Annotated in this window: 18 protein-coding genes; 17 read left to right on the forward strand and 1 reads right to left on the reverse strand. The window is 39.0% G+C overall.

Annotated features, from left to right (window positions below):
• Nucleotides 1-259: 259 nt before the first annotated feature.
• Complete coding sequence (locus HMPREF2805_RS02010) at nt 260-880, reverse strand: TVP38/TMEM64 family protein (protein ID WP_075231183.1); 621 nt, start codon at nt 878-880, stop codon at nt 260-262.
• A 156-nt stretch (nt 881-1036) separates the two neighbouring features.
• On the opposite strand from HMPREF2805_RS02010, the gene HMPREF2805_RS02015 reads away from it, so the two are divergent.
• The 17 genes from HMPREF2805_RS02015 (at nt 1037) to HMPREF2805_RS02095 (ending at nt 22651) form a co-directional block, all read left to right on the forward strand.
• A complete protein-coding gene (locus HMPREF2805_RS02015; RefSeq protein ID WP_075231184.1) occupies nt 1037-4027 on the forward strand; it encodes a type I restriction endonuclease subunit R in 2991 nt (996 codons plus the stop codon).
• A gap of 408 nt (nt 4028-4435) precedes the next feature.
• Nucleotides 4436-4648, forward strand: a complete 213-nt coding sequence (locus HMPREF2805_RS02020; protein ID WP_075231185.1) for a hypothetical protein — start codon at nt 4436-4438, stop codon at nt 4646-4648.
• A 22-nt stretch (nt 4649-4670) separates the two neighbouring features.
• Nucleotides 4671-5432: a DUF6261 family protein gene (locus HMPREF2805_RS11230; RefSeq protein ID WP_075231186.1), complete on the forward strand. Its 762-nt coding sequence runs from the start codon at nt 4671-4673 to the stop codon at nt 5430-5432.
• Nucleotides 5433-5668: 236 nt separating this feature from the next.
• Nucleotides 5669-7870 carry an AAA family ATPase gene (locus HMPREF2805_RS02030; RefSeq protein WP_075231187.1) on the forward strand — a complete coding sequence of 734 codons (2202 nt, stop codon included), beginning with the start codon at nt 5669-5671 and terminating at the stop codon, nt 7868-7870.
• Nucleotides 7871-7889: 19 nt separating this feature from the next.
• Nucleotides 7890-9116 carry a restriction endonuclease subunit S gene (locus HMPREF2805_RS10490; protein ID WP_083301264.1) on the forward strand — a complete coding sequence of 409 codons (1227 nt, stop codon included), beginning with the start codon at nt 7890-7892 and terminating at the stop codon, nt 9114-9116.
• A 9-nt stretch (nt 9117-9125) separates the two neighbouring features.
• Nucleotides 9126-10991, forward strand: coding sequence for a DUF4435 domain-containing protein (locus tag HMPREF2805_RS02040; protein ID WP_075231188.1), 1866 nt, complete (start codon nt 9126-9128; stop codon nt 10989-10991).
• A gap of 44 nt (nt 10992-11035) precedes the next feature.
• Nucleotides 11036-12637 (forward strand): type I restriction-modification system subunit M, encoded by a 1602-nt coding sequence (locus HMPREF2805_RS02045; protein WP_075231189.1) that lies wholly within the window; start codon nt 11036-11038, stop codon nt 12635-12637.
• A gap of 81 nt (nt 12638-12718) precedes the next feature.
• Nucleotides 12719-13123, forward strand: a complete 405-nt coding sequence (locus tag HMPREF2805_RS02050) for a YbgA family protein (protein ID WP_075231190.1) — start codon at nt 12719-12721, stop codon at nt 13121-13123.
• Nucleotides 13107-13472, forward strand: coding sequence for a TIGR02328 family protein (locus tag HMPREF2805_RS02055; RefSeq protein ID WP_075231191.1), 366 nt, complete (start codon nt 13107-13109; stop codon nt 13470-13472). The genes HMPREF2805_RS02050 and HMPREF2805_RS02055 overlap by 17 nt, the downstream gene beginning before the upstream one ends.
• Before the next feature lie 155 nt (nt 13473-13627).
• Nucleotides 13628-13993 (forward strand): type II toxin-antitoxin system RelE/ParE family toxin, encoded by a 366-nt coding sequence (locus HMPREF2805_RS02060; protein ID WP_075231192.1) that lies wholly within the window; start codon nt 13628-13630, stop codon nt 13991-13993.
• A complete protein-coding gene (locus HMPREF2805_RS02065) occupies nt 13983-14276 on the forward strand; it encodes a helix-turn-helix domain-containing protein (RefSeq protein ID WP_075231193.1) in 294 nt (97 codons plus the stop codon). The genes HMPREF2805_RS02060 and HMPREF2805_RS02065 overlap by 11 nt, the downstream gene beginning before the upstream one ends.
• 352 nt (nt 14277-14628) lie before the next feature.
• The gene (gene metE / locus HMPREF2805_RS02070; protein ID WP_075231194.1) at nt 14629-16878 is read left to right on the forward strand and encodes a 5-methyltetrahydropteroyltriglutamate--homocysteine S-methyltransferase; all 2250 of its coding nucleotides are present in this window, start codon (nt 14629-14631) and stop codon (nt 16876-16878) included.
• 62 nt (nt 16879-16940) lie between these two features.
• Nucleotides 16941-17807: a methylenetetrahydrofolate reductase [NAD(P)H] gene (gene metF, locus HMPREF2805_RS02075; RefSeq protein WP_075231195.1), complete on the forward strand. Its 867-nt coding sequence runs from the start codon at nt 16941-16943 to the stop codon at nt 17805-17807.
• A 354-nt stretch (nt 17808-18161) separates the two neighbouring features.
• Entirely contained in the window at nt 18162-20375 is a 2214-nt protein-coding gene (pnp, locus tag HMPREF2805_RS02080; protein ID WP_075231196.1) for a polyribonucleotide nucleotidyltransferase, read from the forward strand.
• Between the two features lie 15 nt (nt 20376-20390).
• Nucleotides 20391-21008 (forward strand): serine O-acetyltransferase, encoded by a 618-nt coding sequence (gene cysE / locus HMPREF2805_RS02085; protein WP_061088317.1) that lies wholly within the window; start codon nt 20391-20393, stop codon nt 21006-21008.
• Nucleotides 21009-21019: 11 nt separating this feature from the next.
• Nucleotides 21020-21886 carry a GNAT family N-acetyltransferase gene (locus tag HMPREF2805_RS02090; RefSeq protein ID WP_075231197.1) on the forward strand — a complete coding sequence of 289 codons (867 nt, stop codon included), beginning with the start codon at nt 21020-21022 and terminating at the stop codon, nt 21884-21886.
• 3 nt (nt 21887-21889) lie between these two features.
• Nucleotides 21890-22651: a nucleoside phosphorylase gene (locus HMPREF2805_RS02095; RefSeq protein WP_075231198.1), complete on the forward strand. Its 762-nt coding sequence runs from the start codon at nt 21890-21892 to the stop codon at nt 22649-22651.
• The last annotated feature ends 158 nt before the right edge of the window (nt 22652-22809 follow it).

Consider the following 22809-nt stretch of genomic DNA (forward strand, 5'->3'; position numbering starts at 1 on the left):
TAATTGTCTAACTTTTTGGGGTCAGTACAGAAAAGCCTTGATACTATGCGTTTTATTTTTTTCATTTTCTGATAATACTCTTCGAAAATCAAATTCAAACTGCGTCAACGTCGCCTTGCCGTATATATGTTACTGACTTCGTCAGTTCTATCCACAACCTCAAAGCAGTGCTTTGAGCAACCTGCGGCTAGCTTTCTAGTTTGCTCTTTGATTTTCATTGAGTATAAAATTGAGTTTTTGCTCAACCTCTTTTTAGTGATCAGGCGAACATTTGCCAAAAGTAATCAATGATGTAGGTCAATCCATAAGTGTAAACAACCAGGGTAAAGGGCTTGGTCAAGATGATGATGGTCATGTAGCGCTTGAAGGTCATCTTGGTCAGAGCAGCCAGCATACAGAGAAAGTCCGCTGGGCTAACTGGCCAAATCATCATAAAGATAAAGAAACGGTCAAAACGATTGCCCTTATCCAACCAGCCAATGTACTTGTCATAGGTGCGCTTGCTGACGACAGACTGAACAAAGGGGGCTCCGTAGAGACGCACCAAGTAAAAGATAATGGCGCAACCAATAACAATACCAATATAGTTGTAAATCGTCCCTACGATATGCCCGTAGATAAAGACACCGGCAACGGATGTCAGGGCACCAGGAATGATAGGAACAACCGTCTGCAAAATCTGTAAAAAGATAAAGAGTGGTGGCCCCCAGATACCGGCCTGTTGGATAAAGGCAGATAGGGTTTCCTTGGAATGCAAGACTCCAGCCTGATAGGCCCAGATACAGAAAATCAAAGTACCAACTCCACCGATGATGGAAGAAATATTGATTGCTTGCTGTAGAAGGGGAGAAACAGCTTTCATTTGTTTATCGTGTGACATGTAAACTCCTCTTGAGTAATATGATTCTACTATACCATATTTTTAGGAGAAAGACTATTTGTATTATTAAAGTGAAGATAGTGAAATCAGAAGTTTTTCTGATAGGACTATGATATAATAATAACTAGAATGTCAACCTCTGAAGGAGAAATAAACATGCAGGTAAAACCAGAACTGGAAATAGAAAAACAACTGATAAACCAGCTGGTAACTGGTGAAAGCCAATGGACTTATAGAGAAGACCTAAAAATAGAAGAACAACTATGGGACAATTTCTTTGAGAAACTAGCCCAAAACAACGTTGCTCTGCTAGCAGACCATCCCTTAACTGAGCAGGAAAAACGCCAGATTCAGAACCAACTCAACTTTGTCAGCTACTATGATGCTGCCAAGTGGTTGGTCGGAGAAAATGGCATTGCCAAAGTCGAGGTTCAAAGAGAGGATGCGAGCCTAGGTACCATCCGTTTGTCAGTCATTTGGCGTGACAATATCGCAGCAGGAAAGTCTAGCTACGAAGTTGTCAATCAAGTCCAGAGAGAAAAAGTAAACCCTCTGGACCAAGACCGTAGATTGGATGTTACTCTTCTCATTAACGGCTTACCCATGATTCAAATTGAGCTCAAGAGTTCCCAAGCAGCATTTATCGATGCCTTTCATCAGATTAAAAAATATGACCGTGAAGGTAAATTCCGTGGTATCTACTCTAGCTTGCAGATGTTTGTTGTGACCAATAAGGTAGACACTCGCTATATCGCTGCAGCTCGTGAAAATAAACTCAACAAGCAATTTCTAACTAAGTGGGTGGATAAGGACAATCATCCTGTGACAAACTTGACTAGCTTTGCCCACGAAGTCCTTTCTATTCCTCGTGCGCACCAGATGGTCATGCAGTATTCTGTTATTGATGATAGCAAGAAATCTCTCATTCTTTTACGGCCCTACCAGATCCATGCTATCGAAGCGGTGCAGGAAGCCTCTCGCCAGCAAGCATCAGGCTATGTTTGGCATACAACAGGTTCAGGGAAGACCTTGACTTCTTATAAGGTGGCGAGGAATCTCCTTCAGATTTCTTCTATCCAAAAGACGATTTTTGTCGTTGACCGCAGGGACTTGGACCAACAAACCACATCATCCTTCCTCTCATATGCGACCAATGATGTCATTGATATCGATGAGACGGATAATACACATGATTTGGTCAAGCGCTTAGGTAGTAATGATAAGCGTGTGGTGGTGACAACCATCCAGAAAATCACTACCATGATGCGCAAGTTTGACCAAGGTCTTTACCAACGAGATGCGGACAAAATCAAGGGACTCCGAGTGGCCTTTGTTGTAGATGAATGCCACCGTGCAGTGACCCCACAAACACAAAAAGACATTAAAGCCTTTTTCCCACAGTCCCTTTGGTATGGATTTACAGGTACACCTATCTTTAAGGAAAATAAACGCCAGCAAGTCGGCGACCTAGCCCAAACCACCCAGCAACAGTATGGAGACCGCCTCCATGAGTATACAGTCAAGGAAGCCATCCATGACGGAGCTGTCTTAGGCTTTAAGGTGGATTATCGCAATACCCTCATCACAGACCAGTCTGAAAATGAAATACCAGATACTGTCTACGAGAATGAGGAGCACATGCTGGAAGTCTTAGATGCCATTATCAATAAATCCCGCCATCAACTAGGCTTCCAAAAAGGTGTGGGCAATACCTACAATGCCATCCTGACGGTCAAGTCTATCCCTCAAGCTCAAGCCTACTATGACCTTCTCAAAAGAGTCAAGGCTGGTCAAACACGGGTCAAGGTATCAGAGAGAGTCAAGATGGTTCTGCCAGACTTTCCGAAATTTACCATTACCTACTCTGTCACAGAAAATGAAGAGGACTCAAGAGCCAACCAAGACCATATGAAACAGGTCTTAGAAGACTATAACCGAGAGTTTGATACTCACTTTACCATGGCAGATCTTCGTGGCTTTAATACCGATGTTAATAACCGTCTAGCCCGAAAACAGGACAAGTATCTCTATCGCAATGAACAGTTGGACTTGGTCATCGTGGTCAATCGTCTCCTAACGGGATTTGATGCCCCTTGTCTATCGACTCTCTTTATCGACAGAAAGCCCATGCAACCGCAGGATTTGATTCAGGCTTTTAGCCGAACCAATCGTATCTTTGATTCTAGTAAGACCTATGGTCATATCATCACCTTCCAAAAGCCACTAGCCTTTAAGGAAGCAGTCGATAATGCCCTCAAGCTCTACTCAAATGGTGGTGAAAATGATGTCCTAGCCCCTAGCTGGGAAGAGGAAAAGAGAAACTTTTTGAGAAGTTGTAGCGACTTCCAAAATCTCATCATTGATGATCCCGTCGAAGGACTCCAACTGGAACAAATCTCTACGCCTCAGTTGAGAAAAATCGCCAAGGCCTATCAAGGATTTGATAAATATCTAGCCTCTATCCGCGTGTATAAAGAGTATGATGAGGACGAAATTTACGCTCAAACGGGACTCAGTGCAGAAGAGTTGGAAGCTTATCTTGGTTTTTATCAGAATATCCTAGCAGAGTTGAAAAGTCGTTCTGAAGATGATAACGACGATGGAGAACCACTTGATATCCACTATGAACTAGAGTCTATCCAAGTAGATGAGATTAACTACGCTTATATCCTGACCTTGATCCAAAGCCTGCTCGAGCAAGAGCAGAGTCCGGAAAAGAGTCTCAGTGCACAGGATAGAGAAGCAGTGGATACCTATATCCAAAGTCTGGAGAAGACCAATCCAAATCTTGCACAGATCATCTCAGAGCTTTGGCAAGAAGTACAGGCAAATCCAGACCGCTACAGAGGGCAATCCATCGCCAATATCCTTGATCAGATGATTGAGGCAGTCATCCAGCAGCATATCCAAGACTTTAGTAAGAACTGGTATGTCGGTGAAGATGAACTCCGCTACTATGTCAATCACTACCGCAAGGGAGCAAAAAAACAACTAGGAGAAAGTCAGTTGACCAAGAGTCAGCGCTACAAGGACTATAAAGTTGAGGTGGCAGATGCCCTCAATCCACTCCTCTATAAAAAACAAATCAAAGAAGCCTATACCCAACTGATCGAAGAAGTGATTGAGCCGTTGAGGGTTGGGAGATAGTCCTTCGAAGTCTCGAAAACATAAATCATCCAAAGTTTATATGTATTTTGAACATAGAACGATAAGGGATGAATAAATTTATTAGTGTTCTAAGCTTCGAATGCTCAAGCTGAAAAAGTTTTGAGGTCTTCGAACTTTCGAATAGTCGTGTTTCCTAAAGCTTAGATGTATTCTAAGGCTAGAAAGGTTAAAATCTAGGAATAATAAAACTCTCTATCTGACAGACAAGGTATTGGTTTAGTCAGATAGGGATTTTTTCTTTTTGAAATGTCAGATTTGTCCTGTGAACATTACAAAAAATCTAAAAGTGTGCTGTTGAGCTGAAAAAAGAGTCAGTTGAGCTAACGGTGCTTAAAATTTCATTTTTATCTGTTACTATTTATTTATAAACTTAAAGGGGAAATTCTGATGAAGAAAAACAAAACAGTTGATGATTGGTACTATAGTTTTATGATGATATGTCTAGTCGGACTAATGGCTATTTTAATACAGGCCTATAAAACAGAGGGAAGTTTTTTGGTTCCAAAGGAAAGACAGGAAAGTATTGTAAAGACAAATCAAAAACATTTTTATCTGTCAGAGTTAATCCACGATTTGTTTGAACAAATAGAATCTAAATAATTTAAAATAGAAAGGTCACAACATGACAAAAACTTATAACATCCGTCCGCTAAGCTATACTAACTTTACTAATCGAGAATTTGAAAGTCTCATGATTGATACAAGTCAAGTTTTAGAAGATTTCACAAAGTCTCACAAGGATGAGACTATGTACGGCAAGCATCTTGATCCCTTCAAAAGTAAGCTATCAGATTATCAAGCTCAACTTGCTAGTGTGGAGAAAAAAGAGACTACAAGTCTGACCATAGTGGATAAGGAAAGAGATAGTGCTCTAGTAGGTCTCTTTACCCTTCATAGAGGATTTGCTAAAATCAAGGAAAGCAGTTTTAAGGAAGCCTATGAGACACTTAAGCCAGTCTTTACTAAGTACAAGGATATCACCAAGCACAGTAACGATGTTGAAACAGCAGAGGTCAAAAGCCTGCTTAAAACACTGAGTGAGGAACCCTACTATGGAGCAGTAACCAGTCTAGGACTGACACCTATGCTTACGGCAGTTGTCAATGCTCAAGAGGAATATGACCGAGTGGAAAGTAAGGTGCGTACGCTTAAGTCTGCTAAGGAAGTAGGCAAGACCAAACAAGTCCGTATCGAACTAACTAGTATTTACGACCTCTTTCTGCGCTATACCGCAGCCAGCGCAGAAGCCTATCCTGAAAAGGAACACCTGACTCAACTCCTCAAAGATCTAAACACAATCCGAGATAGTAAGAGACGATTGAGTGGACCAAATAAGAAGGATAAGAAAGTTAAAGTAGAAGAAGCAATAACAGTGGCAGGATAAAAAATAAACGTCTTTGGATATATTATTATCTAAAGGCGTTTTTGGGTAGATTCGTGGTATAATTTTATTATGAGATAATGGAGGAATAATAATGGATATTCAATATTTCAATGTTTTTTGTGTCAGAATGATGAGAAGACAGATTATGATTTATCTAAGTTAATTGCTAAATAGCGAAGAATCATGTTGGTGGTTGATGGAAATTAATTTTTAACAATATACATAGAGGTTATATTATGGCAAGTACTATTATCAACTTGGAACAGATCAAATTTGAAGATTCTGTAACTCCGCTTTTTAAAGGTAAGCAATTAGAGTTATCTTCAAAGAATTTTATTTATGCAAGAAACGGGTCAGGTAAATCAACATTAAGTAAAGCAATTTATAATCAAAAACAATCGGAATTTGAAGTACATGTTTTTAATGGTTTTGATTCTTTGATAGGAGAAAATGAGAATCTAGATGCTTTTTCATTAGCTGTTAATGCAAGTGAAAAAGAGGCAGAAATAAAAGAGTTAAAAGAAAAAATTACAAAAACAGAACAGGACTTGTCTTTAGTTAAAAAACTACTTGTTGAAAAAAATGGTGAGAATGAAGAACCAACTTTGTATGATGAGTGCTTAGAGAAAAGTAGAGTATTTAATGAACAAGATAGGAAAATACAAAATTTTTATAAGGATTCTGCCAGAACTATTTCATTAAAAACGGATCCTGTTATTGTAGATAACCCAAGGTCATATAATAAAAAAAATTTTGAATCAGAAATTAAAAGTGCCTGTCGTTTAGAGGAAACTGATATAAATCTTTATAGGAAGATATTGCAGAGCGTTCCGAAAGAAATTGCTCGCATTAGCGAGAAGAAAATTAATTTTGAAAATTATATAAAAGCTGTCAATGAAATTATTTCAAGTAAAGTCGTTGAACGAGTCCTTATTGATAGATTAGACAACCAAAGAAAAATCAACTTCGCTAAAGAAGGATTAGAAATCCATAAAGAAGAAAACATATGTTCGTTTTGTGGGAATGAACTTTCTGATGAAGTATTGATAGAGTTAGAGAGATATTTTTCAGCAGATGAGGTTAAGGAACTACAAAATCGGATTAAAGCTGGTAAAGAAAAAATTACTTACTTGCTTAATGAGATTGCGGCAAATGACAAGATAAGTACTGATGATTTTTTTCCAGATCTTAAAGACGAGGTTGAAAAAGAAAGTAAGAAAGTGAATGAGTCTCTAGCAGAGCAGAAATCCTATTTAGAAATACTACTTAAAACATTAGAACAGAAAGAGAGCAATCTCTTTGTGGAAAGTGAAAAGTTAGAGTTATTTGTACCAAATAATGTGAATTATGCTGAAATAAATAAACTTATTGAAATACATAATAAAAATGTTTTAGATATTAAAAATAAACAAAAAGAGGCTAGAGATGCAATTCGATATCATGAAATAAAATTGTTACTTGAGAACTTCCAATATGATGTTCAAATAGAAAGACTAACTGTTCTTAAGAGTGAAAAAGAGGAAAAAGAATTAGTATATAGTCAAAAAGAAGATAAAAAGAAAGAATTGGAACAAAATTTAGCTGAATATCGGAGCCAGGTTGATAAATTAAAACCAAAGGCAGAAAAAGAAGCTATTGAGAGAATAAATAAAAAACTTCGTTTAAAAGTTTCTTGGGAGTTAGATCATGTAGATGATGATAACCTTGGATATTACAGAATAAAAGAAGGGGAACGATATAGAAGTGTAAAACAATTATCAACAGGTGAAAAAAATGTTATTGCATTTTTATATTTTATTGAGCGTTTGGAGGAAGTGAAAGAAGGACGAAAGAAGAATAAAATAATAGTATTTGACGACCCAATGAGTTCGAATGATGATAAAATGCAATATCTAATTATTTGGGAACTACAAAGACTTTACCAAGGTAAAGATAGAGATAAATTTAATGAAGATAGAGACATTATGGTAATTTTGACTCATAATATTCATTTTTATTTAAATGTTCAGCCTCATGGAAATTTCAAAGACAAGAATGATAGAACCAAATATGATAAAAATAATTTTTATCGCATTGATCATCACGAGTTTATTAAAATTTTGAGTGAAAAAGACGATTTTAAAACTAATTATGAAGCCATGTGGGTAGAACTGAAGGATTTGTATGAGTGTGGTCATAAACTCTCAATGTTAAATACGATGAGAAGAATAATAGAAACATTTTTGAAGTTTAATGCATTGAATCAAGAAATTTTTTATAAAGACAATGAGCAGTATTTGAAATTATTTAATGTCAATTCTCATGGAATAGATGATACAACTGCAGTTCAATATACAGAAACTATTGATGAGATGAGAGCTCTTTTTTATCAAATTTTTAAAGATAATCACTATGAAGAGCATTTTGAACATTATTGGAAATTTGATACTAGCTGTTAAATAAAGTGTGGGAGTATGGATGAAATTAAAAGAAAATGATAATGTGCCTGAAATTAGGTTCGATTATTTTAAAGAAGAATGGGATAGAAAGAGATTTAAAGATTTTACTAAATTGTCTCAAGGTCTACAAATTGCAATTTCTAGTAGATTTTTAGAAGATGGAGAACATAGATATTTTTATATTACAAATGAATTTTTAAATCCAAATTCTACAAAGAAATATTATATCGAATCTCCATCTGAGAATGTTATTTGCACTGTAGATGATATTTTAATGACTAGAACTGGAAATACAGGAAAAGTGATTACAAATATTTCTGGTGCATTTCATAACAATTTTTTTAAGGTTGATTATGATAAATTTGAAACCTCTAAAATGTTTTTATATTATCTGTTAACATCAAATGATATTCAAAAAGAAATCATAATTAGAGCAGGAAACTCAACTATACCTGATTTAAATCATAGCGATTTTTACTCTATAAAAACCTCAGTTCCTGCTCTAGCTGAACAAACCGCCATCGGCTCTCTTTTCCGCACCATCGACGACCTTCTAGCGAGCTACAAGGATAATCTCACAAATTACCAATCTCTCAAGGTTACCATGCTCTCCAAGATGTTTCCAAAAGCTGGACAGACAGTCCCTGAGATTCGTTTGGATGGATTTGAAGGTGAGTGGGTTGAAAAAAGATTAAAAGATATATCTAAACGTGTTACACGAAAGAATAATGATTTAGTGTCAGAAAGAGCCTTAACGATATCGGCTCAATTCGGTTTGATAGATCAGGAGGAATTCTTTCAGAAAAAGATAGCTTCGAAAGATGTAAGTGGATATTATCTTATAAAAAAAGGGGAGTTTGCATATAATAAAAGCTATTCGACAGGTTATCCCTTAGGAGCAATAAAGCGTCTTGATAAGTATGAGAATGGAGTATTATCTACTTTGTACATTCTTTTTAAAGCAGTAGATGTTGATTCGGACTATCTTGCTCATTATTATGAAAGTGATAAATGGCATAGAGAGGTTTCAATGTGTGCTGCTGAGGGAGCACGAAATCATGGATTATTAAACATTGCGCCTGCTGATTTTTTCAACACTAGATTAGTAGTACCTAAAGAACTAGAGGAACAACGTGCAATCGGCTCCTATTTCTCAAATCTCGATAACCTCATCAACTCTCATCAAGAAAAAATTTCTCAGCTTGAGACTTTGAAAAAGAAACTCTTGCAGGATATGTTTATTTAAGGAGAAGTTATGTATAGCTCTATTAAAGATTTAATTGAAAAGTTAGAATCCGAAAAGAAAAGACTTCAAGATAACTTTAGTCAATTGGCTGATTATGACAGAGAAGTATATAAGAGTCAATACCAGCAAGTAGATAATGATTTTTCAACCCTTATTGATTTGATTGATAACGAACTAGATGATGAATTTTTATCTGATGATGTAACAAAAAAGTATAAAAACCTTCGTGATAATTGGTTAGAAAGCCTATCGAATTGTTATGATAGTGATATTTATATGTATGAAACAACCTTACCTCAAATTTTAGAGAATTTTAAAGTAATTAAACTTTTTTCTTTTATTTCGAAAGTGGATTCTACAACAGTTATTATAGGAGCTAATGGAGCAGGGAAAAGTAGTCTTATTAATGAATTGCGGAAGAATAGTATAGATGAGATGTATGTTTTGCCAGCTCAGAAACTATTATATTTTGTGTCTAATATTTCTAATCGTAATAATATTGAACAAGAGAATTATATACGAGATTTGAAAAATACAAATATTAAATATGACACTATTGATTTGTATCCATTAAATATTCAAGATAATTTTTCAAATACGTTTACTAACTTAATAACACTATTAGTAAAAGATATTATGGTTGTAGCTACTTATAAATTCAGAGGACAAAATGATTCGTCATTATCTTTGTGGCAAAAATTGGAAAGAATATGGAATAAAATTAAACCAGAAATTAGTTTTGAAATTGATCCTATAAAAATAATTGTAAATGTTAAAAAAAATGACTCTAAATATAGTATAAATGGTCTTAGTGATGGAGAACGTTGTATATTGTTTTATATTGGAAATGTTCTTCTAGCTCCAGAGAATAGCTATATTGTCGTTGACGAACCAGAAACATTTCTAAATGCTGCCGTCTATAATGAATTATGGGATTTGCTAATATCAGAACGACCTGATTGTCAATTCATTTTTGCTTCGCATAACATGGACTTTGTTCAATCCAGAACTAATGCAACCTATATATGGTGTAAGAAATTTGAAGCACCTTATGATTTGGATTATCAGGTATTGGAAGAGACACAAGAAATGCCTTTATCCTTGTTAACTGAAGTATCTGGGACAAGAAAGCCAATTTTATTTTGTGAAGGAACTAAAAATAGTATAGACTATCAGATTTATTCTAAACTATTCAGTGAATTTTGTTTTGTAAAACCAGTTCAAGGGCATAAACAAGTTATTCAATACACAAAAGCTTATAATAAATTAAAGAAATCACATGGTAATGAAGCTTATGGCATTATTGATTATGACTGGATGGATGAGGCAAGAATTCAAAATTATAAAAAGAAAAATATTTTTGTGCTCCCTTTTAATGAGATAGAGATGTTTTTGATAGATGAAGAAATAGTGAATTATGTTTTATCTGATGATGAGGAGGATAAAAAACAAAAAATTAAAAAACTTCGAGACACTGTTATTGGTTTGTGTATAACAAATAAAGATAAAATAATACGAATTGCCTTGAAAAAGAAACTTGATGAATTTATGGAAGGGAATTTGATAGAAACAAGAGAACCAACCGAGGATGAAGCACGGACATTTTTAGAAAATTTATCAGAAAAATTTGATATAACTGTAACATTAGAAAATATAACTAAAATGGTGGAAGATAGCATAGCTTCTTCAGATTTTTCGACAATTTTAAAGATTTGTAACTTGAAAAATGAAATAATTGGTTCTAAAGAAATTAAAGAAATAGTTTCTAACTTAAAAGAAAAATCTTTAAGTAGTATTGCATTGGATAATGATTTACAGAAAAAATTACGGCATAAATATTTTGAAGAATTGGAAGCAAAACTATTGAACCATTAAATTAATTTTTGATATTTTGAATTAAGTAAAAAGAAAGAAACATTATGGAAACAACACAAACGTCCCAGTCGCTCTATCAAGCCCTGTGGAACTCAGCGGATGTTCTCCGCTCTAAGATGGATGCCAATGACTACAAGTCCTATCTTTTAGGCATGGTCTTTTATAAGTATCTGTCAGACAAGATGCTCTTTTTCGTGGCGGAGACTATGGAAGAGGGGACAGATAGTCTTGAGGATGCCCTTGAGGTCTATCGCAACTACTACGAGGATGCGGATACCCATGAGGATCTGGTCTCTGTCATGAATGATGAGCTCAGCTATATCATCAAGCCAGACCTGACCTTTACGGCTCTGGTAGCACGTGTCAATGAGGGGACTTTCCAGCTGGAAGACTTGGCTCAAGGTTTTCGTGATATTGAGCAGAGTGACGACCTCTATGAAAATCTCTTTGAAGATATCGACCTCTACTCTAAAAAGCTAGGGGCAACTCCGCAAAAGCAAAACCAAACGGTAGCAGCAGTTATGAAAGAGTTGGCTGTGCTAGATGTGGCTGGTCATGCTGGTGATATGCTGGGGGATGCCTATGAGTATCTGATTGGTCAGTTTGCGACTGACTCTGGTAAGAAGGCTGGTGAGTTCTATACGCCTCAGCCCGTTGCCAAGCTTATGACTCAGATTGCCTTTTTAGGTCGTGAGGACCAGCAAGGCTTTACCATCTATGATGCGACTATGGGGTCTGGCTCTCTCTTGCTCAATGCAAAAAAATACTCTCATAAACCGCAGACGGTTGTCTACTTTGGTCAGGAGCTCAATACCTCGACCTATAACCTAGCTCGGATGAATATGATCCTACACGGCGTTCCAGTTGAGAATCAATTTCTCCACAATGCCGATACACTGGATGAAGACTGGCCGACTCAAGAGCCGACCAACTTTGACGGTGTTCTCATGAACCCACCATACTCTGCCAAGTGGTCAGCAAGTTCTGGATTCCTTAATGACCCTCGTTTCTCTCCTTTTGGGAAACTGGCACCCCAGTCCAAGGCTGACTTTGCCTTTCTCTTGCATGGATATTACCACCTCAAGCAGGATAATGGGGTCATGGCTATCGTCCTTCCCCACGGTGTCCTTTTCCGTGGCAATGCGGAGGGAACCATTCGTAAGGCCTTGTTAGAAGAAGGAGCCATTGATACGGTCATCGGTCTACCAGCCAATATCTTCTTTAATACCAGCATTCCAACTACGGTTATCATTCTCAAAAAGAACCGTACTAACCGTGATGTCTACTTTATCGATGCTTCTAAGGAGTTTGATAAGGGGAAAAACCAGAATATCATGACGGATGCCCATATTGAGAAGATTTTGGAAGCCTACAAGTCACGTGAGGAGATTGATAAGTTTGCCCACCTAGCAAGCTATGAAGAAATTGTCGAAAATGACTATAACCTCAATATCCCTCGCTACGTAGATACCTTTGAGGAAGAAGAAGTAGAGCCACTGACAGACATCGTCAGCAAGATTAACGAGACAAATAAAGCAATCGAAAGCCAAACAGCTTCATTACTGGAAACGCTGAACCAACTCCACGGAACCACACCAGAAGCTGATGCTGAACTCAAAGAGTTTTTGAAAAACTTTAAAGGGTGATAGGCTTAATTGATTCGCTCATTATTAATTTACAACTTTGTTTCCGTATTTCCTGGAAACTAGTAAAAAGTTAGGAGAAATATGGAAAACAACAACCAACGTGCCTTTTGTCAGCAACTCTGGGCGGAAAATAAATACCTTGTTTTGAGCCATTCCAGCAATATTTACAAGGACATTCGCCAGTATCTCAAGCAAGAAGTGGTGGAGGTGAGTCAGGTTCAAGAGATGATTGACCGTGCCTGCCAGATTCCAGAACATAGAGGTCAGGTTTGCAATGCCTTTCAGCATATTTGGGGCTATTTTAAAAAGCAAGCCAGCCTTGACGAGCGCAAAGACTATATGCTCTTGCTGGATTGTTACCGCTTTGGTCAGGCTTCCAAGGAGGATTTGATTGCGAAGACGAGAGAGTTGCTTGAACGTTACCCAAATGCTTATCTGCAACATTCTACCTTGTTGAAAGGAGACTCCCATGAGACTTTGGCATGAGGCTTTGATTTCACAGCTTCCCCGTCCTCAGCTCTTAGGGCAACATCGAGAATGTTGTGCTCTTCGTGGCAATGGCTGGGGCAGAAAGCATGCGACAGTGGACTATGTCTTTACCCATTCGCCTTATCGACTCTATGCCTATCATCGTTTGATTATGGAGGAGATGGCTATCCGGGGCTATAATGTCAGTTCAGAGTGGTTAGATAAGAACTACCGAGGGAAGACCTGTCCTTCCTATGAAGACTTAGTAGAGGAAAAGCTGAAAAGTCCTACCTATAGTGAACATGACGATGTCTACTACGAGGAGTGTCTGGCTAATCTCCGTGAGAAGGGGATAGAGCTGGAATAATAGTAAGAATTGTCTTCGATTTATAACTCTTCCCGTAATTTTTTTCGAATAATAAAGATGAGACCTTTGGAATTTTTCTAAGGTCTTTTTTATGAATGTTAGGATTTACTTTTAATAACTTTTGAGTTATAATTTGATTAGAAAGAGGTTGCTTGGTGCATACGATTTACTTCTATAAGGACAAAAATGAAAATGAGCCAGTATTGGATTATATGAGAGAATTAGCTAGTCAGAAAAGTAAGGATAGTCGCATCAAACTCAATAAATTAAATGACTATATCGAGTTGCTTAGTCAACATGGTACGAGAGCTGGTGAACCCTATATCAAACATTTGGAAGATGAGATTTGGGAACTAAGACCACTGAGAGATCGAATTTTATTTGTAGCATGGGTTGATGGTAGTTTTGTTCTTTTACATCATTTTGTCAAAAAGACTCAGAAAACTCCTAGAAGAGAAATTGAAAAAGCCAAGCGTGAACTGAAGGACATAAAAGAAAGAGGGGTAAGTGATGAAGAATAGTGCCGTTGGGAGTAATTGGAAGGATGTCCGATCTGAACTCTTTACCGAGGAGGAAATCCTTGAAAGTGATATGCGAGTGGCTATTATGAGTGAGCTGATTGAGGCTAGACATGAACAAGGAATCAGTCAGAAAAAGCTAGAAGAACTTAGTGGAGTAAGCCAGCCTGTCATAGCTAGAATGGAAACAGGAAAGACTAGTCCTCAGTTGGATACAGTCTTGAAAGTTTTAGCCAGTTTAGGAAAGACACTAGCAGTCGTCCCACTTGAACAGAGAAAGAGTTGATAGGAATGAAATTACTTGGTTGGCTAAAATCATCCACTGGATAATTTCACCTCCCGTCCGCACTTTTCAGAGAAATATCAGAATTACAAAAGAAAAATCAACCTATAGTCTTTTCTAATAGCAAGCCATAGTCACTTATAAGAATTACTAATAACACGTTTTACCAATCTAACTAAAATACAGCTATAAAACAAGCTACACAAAGGATTTGAGGTATTTGTCTCAGGTCTTTTTCTTTTGTTTAAAACGGAGATATAGTTTCAAACTATATCAAAGCCTAATTTTTTACAATTATACAGATGATTTCTTTTCTGTTAAGATAGTTTCAACAACAAATTTTGGAGGACACATCATGTCAACTACAATCATCGGTTTCCCTCGTTTGGGCGAATTCCGCGAATTAAAATTTACAACTGAAAAATACTTTAGAAAAGAAATCTCAGAAGAAGAACTTTTGGCAGCAGCAAAAGACTTGCGTGCAAAACACTGGAACATCGTCAAAGAAAAAGGCATCACTGAAATTCCATCAAATGACTTTTCTCACTATGACAACTTCCTTGATGCTGCTTTCCTTTTCAACGTAGTTCCTGCATCTGTTCAAAACTTGGAATTATCTGATCTTGAACGTTACTTTGCTTTGGGACGTGGTTACCAAGGAGAAAAAGGGGATGTTCGTGCCCTTCCGATGAAGAAATGGTTCAATACGAACTACCACTATATCGTTCCTAAATTTGAAAAAGACACTCAAGTTAAATTGGCTGGTCACAAGATTTTCGATGAGTTCCAAGAAGCAAAAGAACTTGGTCTTAACACTCGTCCTGTCCTTGTAGGTCCATTCACTTTCCTTCAATTGTCAGACTTTGAAGAAGGTGTGAAAGCAGAAGATTTCGTAGATAGCTTAGTGGCTGCTTACCAAGATGTTTTTGCGAAATTGGCTGAACTTGGTGCAACTCGTATCCAACTCGACGAAGCTGCTCTTGTCAAAGATTTGACAGAAGAAGAAAAAGCCCTCTTCTTGAACATCTACAACAAACTCTTGGCTGACAAAAAAGGTCTTGAAGTCTTGCTTCAAACTTACTTCGGTGACGTTCGTGACGTTTACGCTGACCTTGTGAAATTGCCAGTGGATGCTATCGGTTTGGACTTCGTTGAAGGTAAGAAAACTCTTGAATTGGTTAAAGGCGGATTCCCAGCTGACAAGACTCTTTATGCGGGTATTGTCAATGGTAAGAACATCTGGCGCAACAATTACGAAAAGAGCTTGGCTGTTCTTGAGCAAATTCCATCTGAAAACATTGTTTTGACAAGCTCATGTTCACTTCTTCATGTGCCATTTACAACTGCTAACGAAGAATTTGAACCAGCTATCTTGAACCACTTCGCCTTTGCAGTTGAAAAATTAGATGAGATCCGTGACTTGGATGCTATCCGCAACGGTCAAGGTGAACAAGCTCTTGCAGCTAACAAAGAACTCTTTGCGACTGAACGTGTTGGTGAAAATGCGGAACTTCGTGCTCGTATCGCTGGATTGACTGACGCAGACTACACTCGTTTGCCAGCCTTCGCAGAACGTGAAGCTATCCAAGAAGAAGCATTCAAACTTCCAGCTCTTCCAACAACAACCATCGGTTCATTCCCTCAAACTAAGGAAGTTCGTGCGAAACGTTTGGCCTTCCGTAAAGGTGAATTGTCTCAAGAGGAGTATGATGCTTTCCTTGCTGAAACAATTGACGAATGGATCAAATGGCAAGAAGAAGTTGGATTTGACGTGCTTGTACACGGTGAATTCGAGCGTAATGACATGGTTGAGTACTTCGGTCAAAACTTGTCAGGTTACCTCTTCTCTAAGAACGGTTGGGTACAATCATACGGTATGCGTGGGGTTAAACCACCAATTATCTGGGGTGATGTCACTCGTCTCAACCCAATCACTGTCAAATGGTCTAGCTATGCACAAAGCCGTACTGACAAACCTGTTAAAGGTATGTTGACTGGACCTGTTACCATCCTTAACTGGTCATTCCCACGTGAAGACATTTCTATCAAGGATTCTACTCTTCAAATCGCTCTTGCAATCAAGGATGAGGTTCTTGACCTTGAAGCTGCAGGCGTGAAAATCATCCAAATCGACGAGGCTGCTCTTCGTGAGAAATTGCCACTCCGTCGTAGCGACTGGTACGAAGATTACCTTGACTGGGCTATTCCAGCCTTCCGTTTGGTACACTCAACAGTAGCACCAGACACACAAATCCACACTCACATGTGTTACTCAGAATTTACAGATATCATCCCAGCTATCGACAACTTGGATGCCGACGTTATCTCATTTGAAGCAAGCCGTTCAAACCTTGAAATCTTGGACGAACTCAAAGCGAAAAACTTCCAAACAGAAGTTGGACCTGGGGTTTACGATATCCACTCACCTCGTGTGCCTAATGAAGGCGAAATCGACCACACCATCGAAGCAATTCTTGCTAAAGTACCAAGCAGAAAAGTTTGGATTAACCCTGACTGTGGTTTGAAAACACGTGGTATTCCAGAAACTAAAGAAAGCTTGATCCGCCTTGTAGAAGCTGCTAAAGCTGCGCGTGAGAAATTGTAAGAAAAGACATTTCTCCATACATGGTTGATCAGTAAGAAATCAACTAGAAAAGGTTCATACATATGTCACGTCAAACACCGTCCCTCTCATTTGAAGTTTTCCCTCCAAACCCAGCAGTAGGCAATGACAAAATTATTGCAGCCCTGAAAGATATGCAGGACTTGGCCCCACACTTCATCAGTGTGACTGCCAGCAATAATAAATTTAATATCAAAGAGACGACGGTTCGTTTGGCTGATTATATCCAAAATGACTTGGAGATTCCAACCATTGCTCACTTGCCAGCTATTTATCTGACTAAGGATAAGGTGGCTGAGACCATTGCAGATTTGGATAAGGTGGGAGTACAGAAAATCTTGGCCCTTCGTGGAGATATCATTCCAGGTGTTGAGCCACAGAAGGATTTCCGTTATGCGACAGACTTGATTGAGTTCATCAAGGAACAGGCTCCACACTTTGATATCATTGGTGCTTGTTATCCTGAAGGACACCCTGATTCGCCAAACCAAATCTCAGATATTCAAAATCTGAAAAGAAAAGTAGATGCAGGCTGTTCAAGTCTTGTCACTCAGCTTTTCTTTGACAATGAGCGTTTCTACGATTTCCAAGATAAATGTACCTTAGCTGGAATTGATGTGCCTATTCATGCGGGTATCATGCCAATCCTCAACCGTAACCAAGCGCTTCGTCTCTTGAAGACTTGTGAGAATATCCATCTTCCACGTAAGTTCAAGGCTATTTTGGACAAGTATGAGAATGACCCTGAGTCACTCAGAGCAGCAGGACTTGCCTATGCCGTAGACCAAATCGTGGACTTGGTAACGCAAGACGTAGCAGGTGTGCATCTCTACACCATGAACAATGCAGATACTGCTCAGTACATTCACCAAGCAACCCATGCCTTGTTTAATCACCAATCTTTAGGATAATAAAAAGCAAACCATTCTTCTTTTCATGGAGGAATGGTTCCTTTTTAATAGAAAAGCCAGCACTTTTTAAGAAAAATATGATAAAATAGACTCTGTACGTACTTGATACAAAGATGAGGGTATAAACGATATTTAAGCAGTCTTAATCTTATGTCAAAGAGATGTAAGTTAAAGAATCAGAACTAAAGTAATTTCGGAGTTGAACCCGGCCGAAAAGCTGTGTAAAAAAGATAAGCTGTCTTGTCTTCATCGAAGACTTCACCAGTTTCCTATTTTTACTTTGCTTTTGACGTCCTTAGTATCTTGATCTTTGTAGGCAAGGCGTATAATATTAACAATCCAAAGGGGATTAAAATGACAAAACAAGTGTTTCAAACGACTTTTGCGGGTCGTGAGTTGATTGTAGAGACTGGTCAGGTTGCTAAGCAAGCAAATGGCTCTGTTGTCGTGCGTTATGGTGAGTCAACTGTCTTGACTGCTGCTGTTATGTCTAAGAAGATGGCAACTGGGGATTTCTTCCCACTTCAAGTCAACTACGAAGAAAAAATGTATGCGGCTGGGAAGTTTCCTGGTGGCTTCATGAAACGTGAAGGACGTCCTTCAACAGATGCGACTTTGACAGCGCGTTTGATTGACCGTCCAATCCGTCCGATGTTTGCGGAAGGTTTCCGTAATGAAGTGCAAGTCATCAATACGGTCCTTTCGTACGATGAAAATGCATCTGCACCAATGGCAGCTATGTTTGGTTCATCATTGGCACTTTCTATCTCAGATATTCCATTTGACGGACCAATCGCTGGGGTACAAGTAGGTTATATCGATGGCCAAATCATCATCAACCCGACTCAAGAACAAGCAGAGCAATCGCTTCTTGAATTGACAGTAGCAGGTACCAAGCACGCTATCAACATGGTAGAGTCTGGTGCCAAAGAATTGTCAGAAGAAATCATGTTGGAAGCTCTTCTGAAAGGGCACGAAGCTGTCAAAGAATTGATTGCCTTCCAAGAAGAAATCGTTGCGGCAGTTGGTAAAGAAAAAGCAGAAGTAGAATTGCTTCATGTGGATGCTGACTTGCAGGCTGAAATCATCGCAGCCTACAACAGCGACCTCCAAAAAGCTGTCCAAGTAGAAGAAAAATTGGCTCGTGAAGCTGCAACTCAAGCAGTTAAGGATCAAGTAACTGCTGTTTATGAAGAAAAATATGCAGATCATGAAGAATTTGACCGTATCATGCGTGATGTTGCTGAAATCTTGGAACAAATGGAACACGCTGAAGTGCGTCGTTTGATCACAGAAGACAAGGTACGTCCTGATGGTCGTAAGGTCGATGAAATTCGTCCTTTGGATGCGGTTGTTGACTTCCTTCCTCGTGTACACGGTTCTGGTCTCTTCACTCGTGGCCAAACTCAAGCCCTTTCAGTCTTGACCTTGGCTCCGATGGGTGAAACTCAAATCATTGATGGTTTGGATCCAGAGTACAAGAAACGCTTTATGCACCACTATAACTTCCCACAATACTCTGTAGGGGAAACTGGTCGTTATGGTGCACCAGGTCGTCGTGAAATCGGTCACGGTGCTCTCGGTGAGCGTGCCCTTGCTCAAGTTTTGCCAAGCTTGGAGGAATTCCCATATGCTATCCGTTTGGTAGCAGAAGTCTTGGAATCAAACGGTTCTTCATCTCAGGCTTCTATCTGTGCAGGAACTCTTGCCCTTATGGCTGGTGGTGTGCCAATCAAGGCGCCAGTAGCTGGTATTGCCATGGGACTTATCTCAGATGGAAATAACTACACAGTCTTGACAGATATCCAAGGTTTGGAAGATCACTTTGGAGACATGGACTTCAAGGTTGCAGGAACTCGTGACGGGATTACAGCCCTACAAATGGATATCAAGATCCAAGGGATTACTGCAGAAATCTTGACTGAGGCTCTTGCCCAAGCCAAGAAAGCCCGTTTTGAAATTCTTGATGTGATTGAAGCAACCATTCCAGAAGTTCGTCCAGAATTGGCTCCAACTGCTCCGAAAATTGATACCATCAAGATTGATGTGGATAAAATCAAGATTGTCATCGGTAAGGGTGGAGAAACCATCGACAAAATTATCGCTGAAACAGGCGTTAAGATTGATATTGACGAAGAAGGAAATGTTTCTATCTACTCTAGCGACCAAGATGCCATCAATCGTGCTAAAGAGATTATTGCTGGTTTGGTTCGTGAAGCTAAGGTGGACGAAGTTTACCATGCTAAGGTTGTTCGTATCGAGAAATTTGGTGCCTTTGTCAACCTCTTTGATAAGACAGATGCCCTTGTTCATATCTCTGAAATGGCTTGGACGCGAACTAACCGTGTAGAAGACTTGGTAGAAATCGGTGATGAAGTCGATGTTAAGGTTATTAAGATTGATGAAAAAGGCCGTGTGGATGCTTCTATGAAAGCCCTTCTCCCTCGTCCACCAAAACCTGAGCATGATGAAAAAGGTGAGAAGTCTGAACGTCCTCACCGCCCACGTCATCACAAGGACCACAAACCTAAGAAAGAATTTACAGAAACACCAAAAGATTCAGAATAAGAAAAGGAGAAATGTATGGGATGGTGGCGCGAAACCATTGATATCGTAAAAGAAAATGATCCAGCGGCCCGCACCACTTTGGAGGTTTTGCTGACTTATCCAGGTGTCAAGGCCTTGGCGGCCCACCGTCTTTCGCATTTTCTCTGGAAGCACGGCTTCAAGCTTTTAGCTCGCATGCACAGCCAGTTTTGGCGCTTTTGGACTCAGATTGAGATTCATCCAGGTGCCCAGATTGATTCAGGTGTCTTTATCGACCATGGTTCGGGTCTGGTGATTGGGGAGACAGCGATTGTTGAAAAAGGTGTTCTCCTTTATCACGGAGTGACTCTTGGTGGAACAGGTAAAGACTGTGGCAAACGCCATCCTACCGTTCGCAAAGGAGCGCTTATATCCGCTCATGCCCAAGTTATCGGACCAGTGGAAATCGGCGAAAATGCTAAGGTCGGTGCTGCAGCAGTTGTTGTAGCAGACGTACCCAGTGATGTGACGGTTGTCGGTATTCCTGCTAAGATTGTCCGTGTTCATGGTAAAAAGGATGAGCCGGTCATTCACGAAGTCGAAGAAAAACGAGAGTACTACGTCAATAAACTCGAGCAGGCTAAAGAAGCCAGTCACAGATCGTCTGGTTTGTAGAGGATACCTATATGATTCAAGCAAGAAACAAGTTAAGCCAAGAGGAGCTATCTGAGGCGAAAAAACTAATTAACTGTTGCCAAAACTATGACGGTACCTATCGTGATCCTTATCTCTCTAACATGCTTAATTTTGACCGAAACATGCCCGCCTTTTTCCTTTATTATGAAAAAGGCGAACTTGTTGGTTTATTAACTGTCTATGCAGATGACCAAGATGTGGAAGTGACGATACTGGTTCATCCAGATCATCGCCGTCAGGGAATTGCGCGGGCTTTGTATAGAAGTTTTGAGAAAGAAACGGCATCTTATCCAATTGAGTCTGTGACTTTTCAGACAGAGCGTGTTTTTCTAGACCGCCATCCTGATTTTGTCAGCAACTGGGAATTGGTCGAGGACGAGGATACAGAAACCTGGTTAGGTAAGGATAGGAGACCTTATCCGTTAGAAAAGCTTTCCAATCTTGAAGTTTTGTTAGCAGATAGTTCGTATCAAAATCAAATTAGTCAGTTAAAATTTCAGGCATTTTCAGAGGAACATGAATCTAGAGAAGTTGTGGATAGATATGTCGCTGAAGCTCTGAAAGATCCAGAAAGTCGCTTATATATTTTATTAAAAGACGGTCAGGTTATTGGAACTTGCACGGTTGATTTATCGAGTAATACGAATTATTTCTATGGTTTAGCAATAGCTGAGCTTGAACGTGGAAAAGGCTATGGAAGCTATTTGGCTAAATCCCTCGTCAACCAACTGATTGAGCAAAATGATAAGGAATTTCAGATTGCAGTAGAGGACAGCAACGTAGGTGCCAAACGCTTATATGAAAAGATTGGCTTTGTTAAACAGACCCAAGTGGTTTATCTGAATACGAAAGAGTAATAAATGCTATTAGAAGAATTTGAAAATGTACCTGCTGTTATAGAGCCAACTGATCGAAGCCTTCTTAGTGGTGGAGAAATCTGTGGTACCATTATCTTGTCTTTTAATGGAGAAATCCTTGAACGAGTAAAGCAGATAGATGGTGTCTACAAAGGTGGCTATCTTACCAATCTAAATGGCAAACTGCCATGGTATATCTATGAAAAAGATGGGAGTAAGGTAGCAGTTGCTATGGCTACGATTGGTGCTCCAATGGTTGTTGGACTCTTAGAAGAACTCAAAGCAAGAGGATTTAAGAACTTTATTGTTTTGGGATCTTGCGGAGTTCTGGACCAGTCTATTCAAGCAGATAAGATTATCCTACCAAGCTCGGCTTTACGTGATGAAGGTACTAGTTATCACTATGCTCCAGCAAGTGATGAAATAGCTTATGAGCGATCTCTACTCTTAACTATGGAAAAAGCCTTGGATAAAGCTGGTATTGAGCATATTCGAACCAAGTCTTGGACCACAGATGCCTTCTATCGTGAGACAGCTGCTAAGGTCAAACGAAGACTAGCAGCAGGAGCTAGAGTTGTAGATATGGAAGCTTCAGCTATCATGGCCTGGGCCCAATATCGCCAAGCCAATGTCTATCAATTTTTCTACACAGCTGACTATGTTGATCATCACAATCACGAATGGGATGCTAGACGCGAGGATAGAAAAGCGGATGCTATGACTTTCTTTGAGATTGCCCTAGTCATTGCTCGAGAGTTAGTTTAGACTAGTCTTTACGATAAATTCGAAACAAGAAAGGAAGGGAGCCTAACGGAAAAGATAGCAATAAAACTTCCGTAGTGACTCCCTTCATATTTTTACTTCATTCTTCTTTTATGTTTAGAAAGGAGCAAGGAAATCCGATTTGTGACAGGCAATCGGAC

This window comes from Streptococcus sp. HMSC034E03 (assembly GCF_001811505.1).
Classification (GTDB): domain Bacteria; phylum Bacillota; class Bacilli; order Lactobacillales; family Streptococcaceae; genus Streptococcus.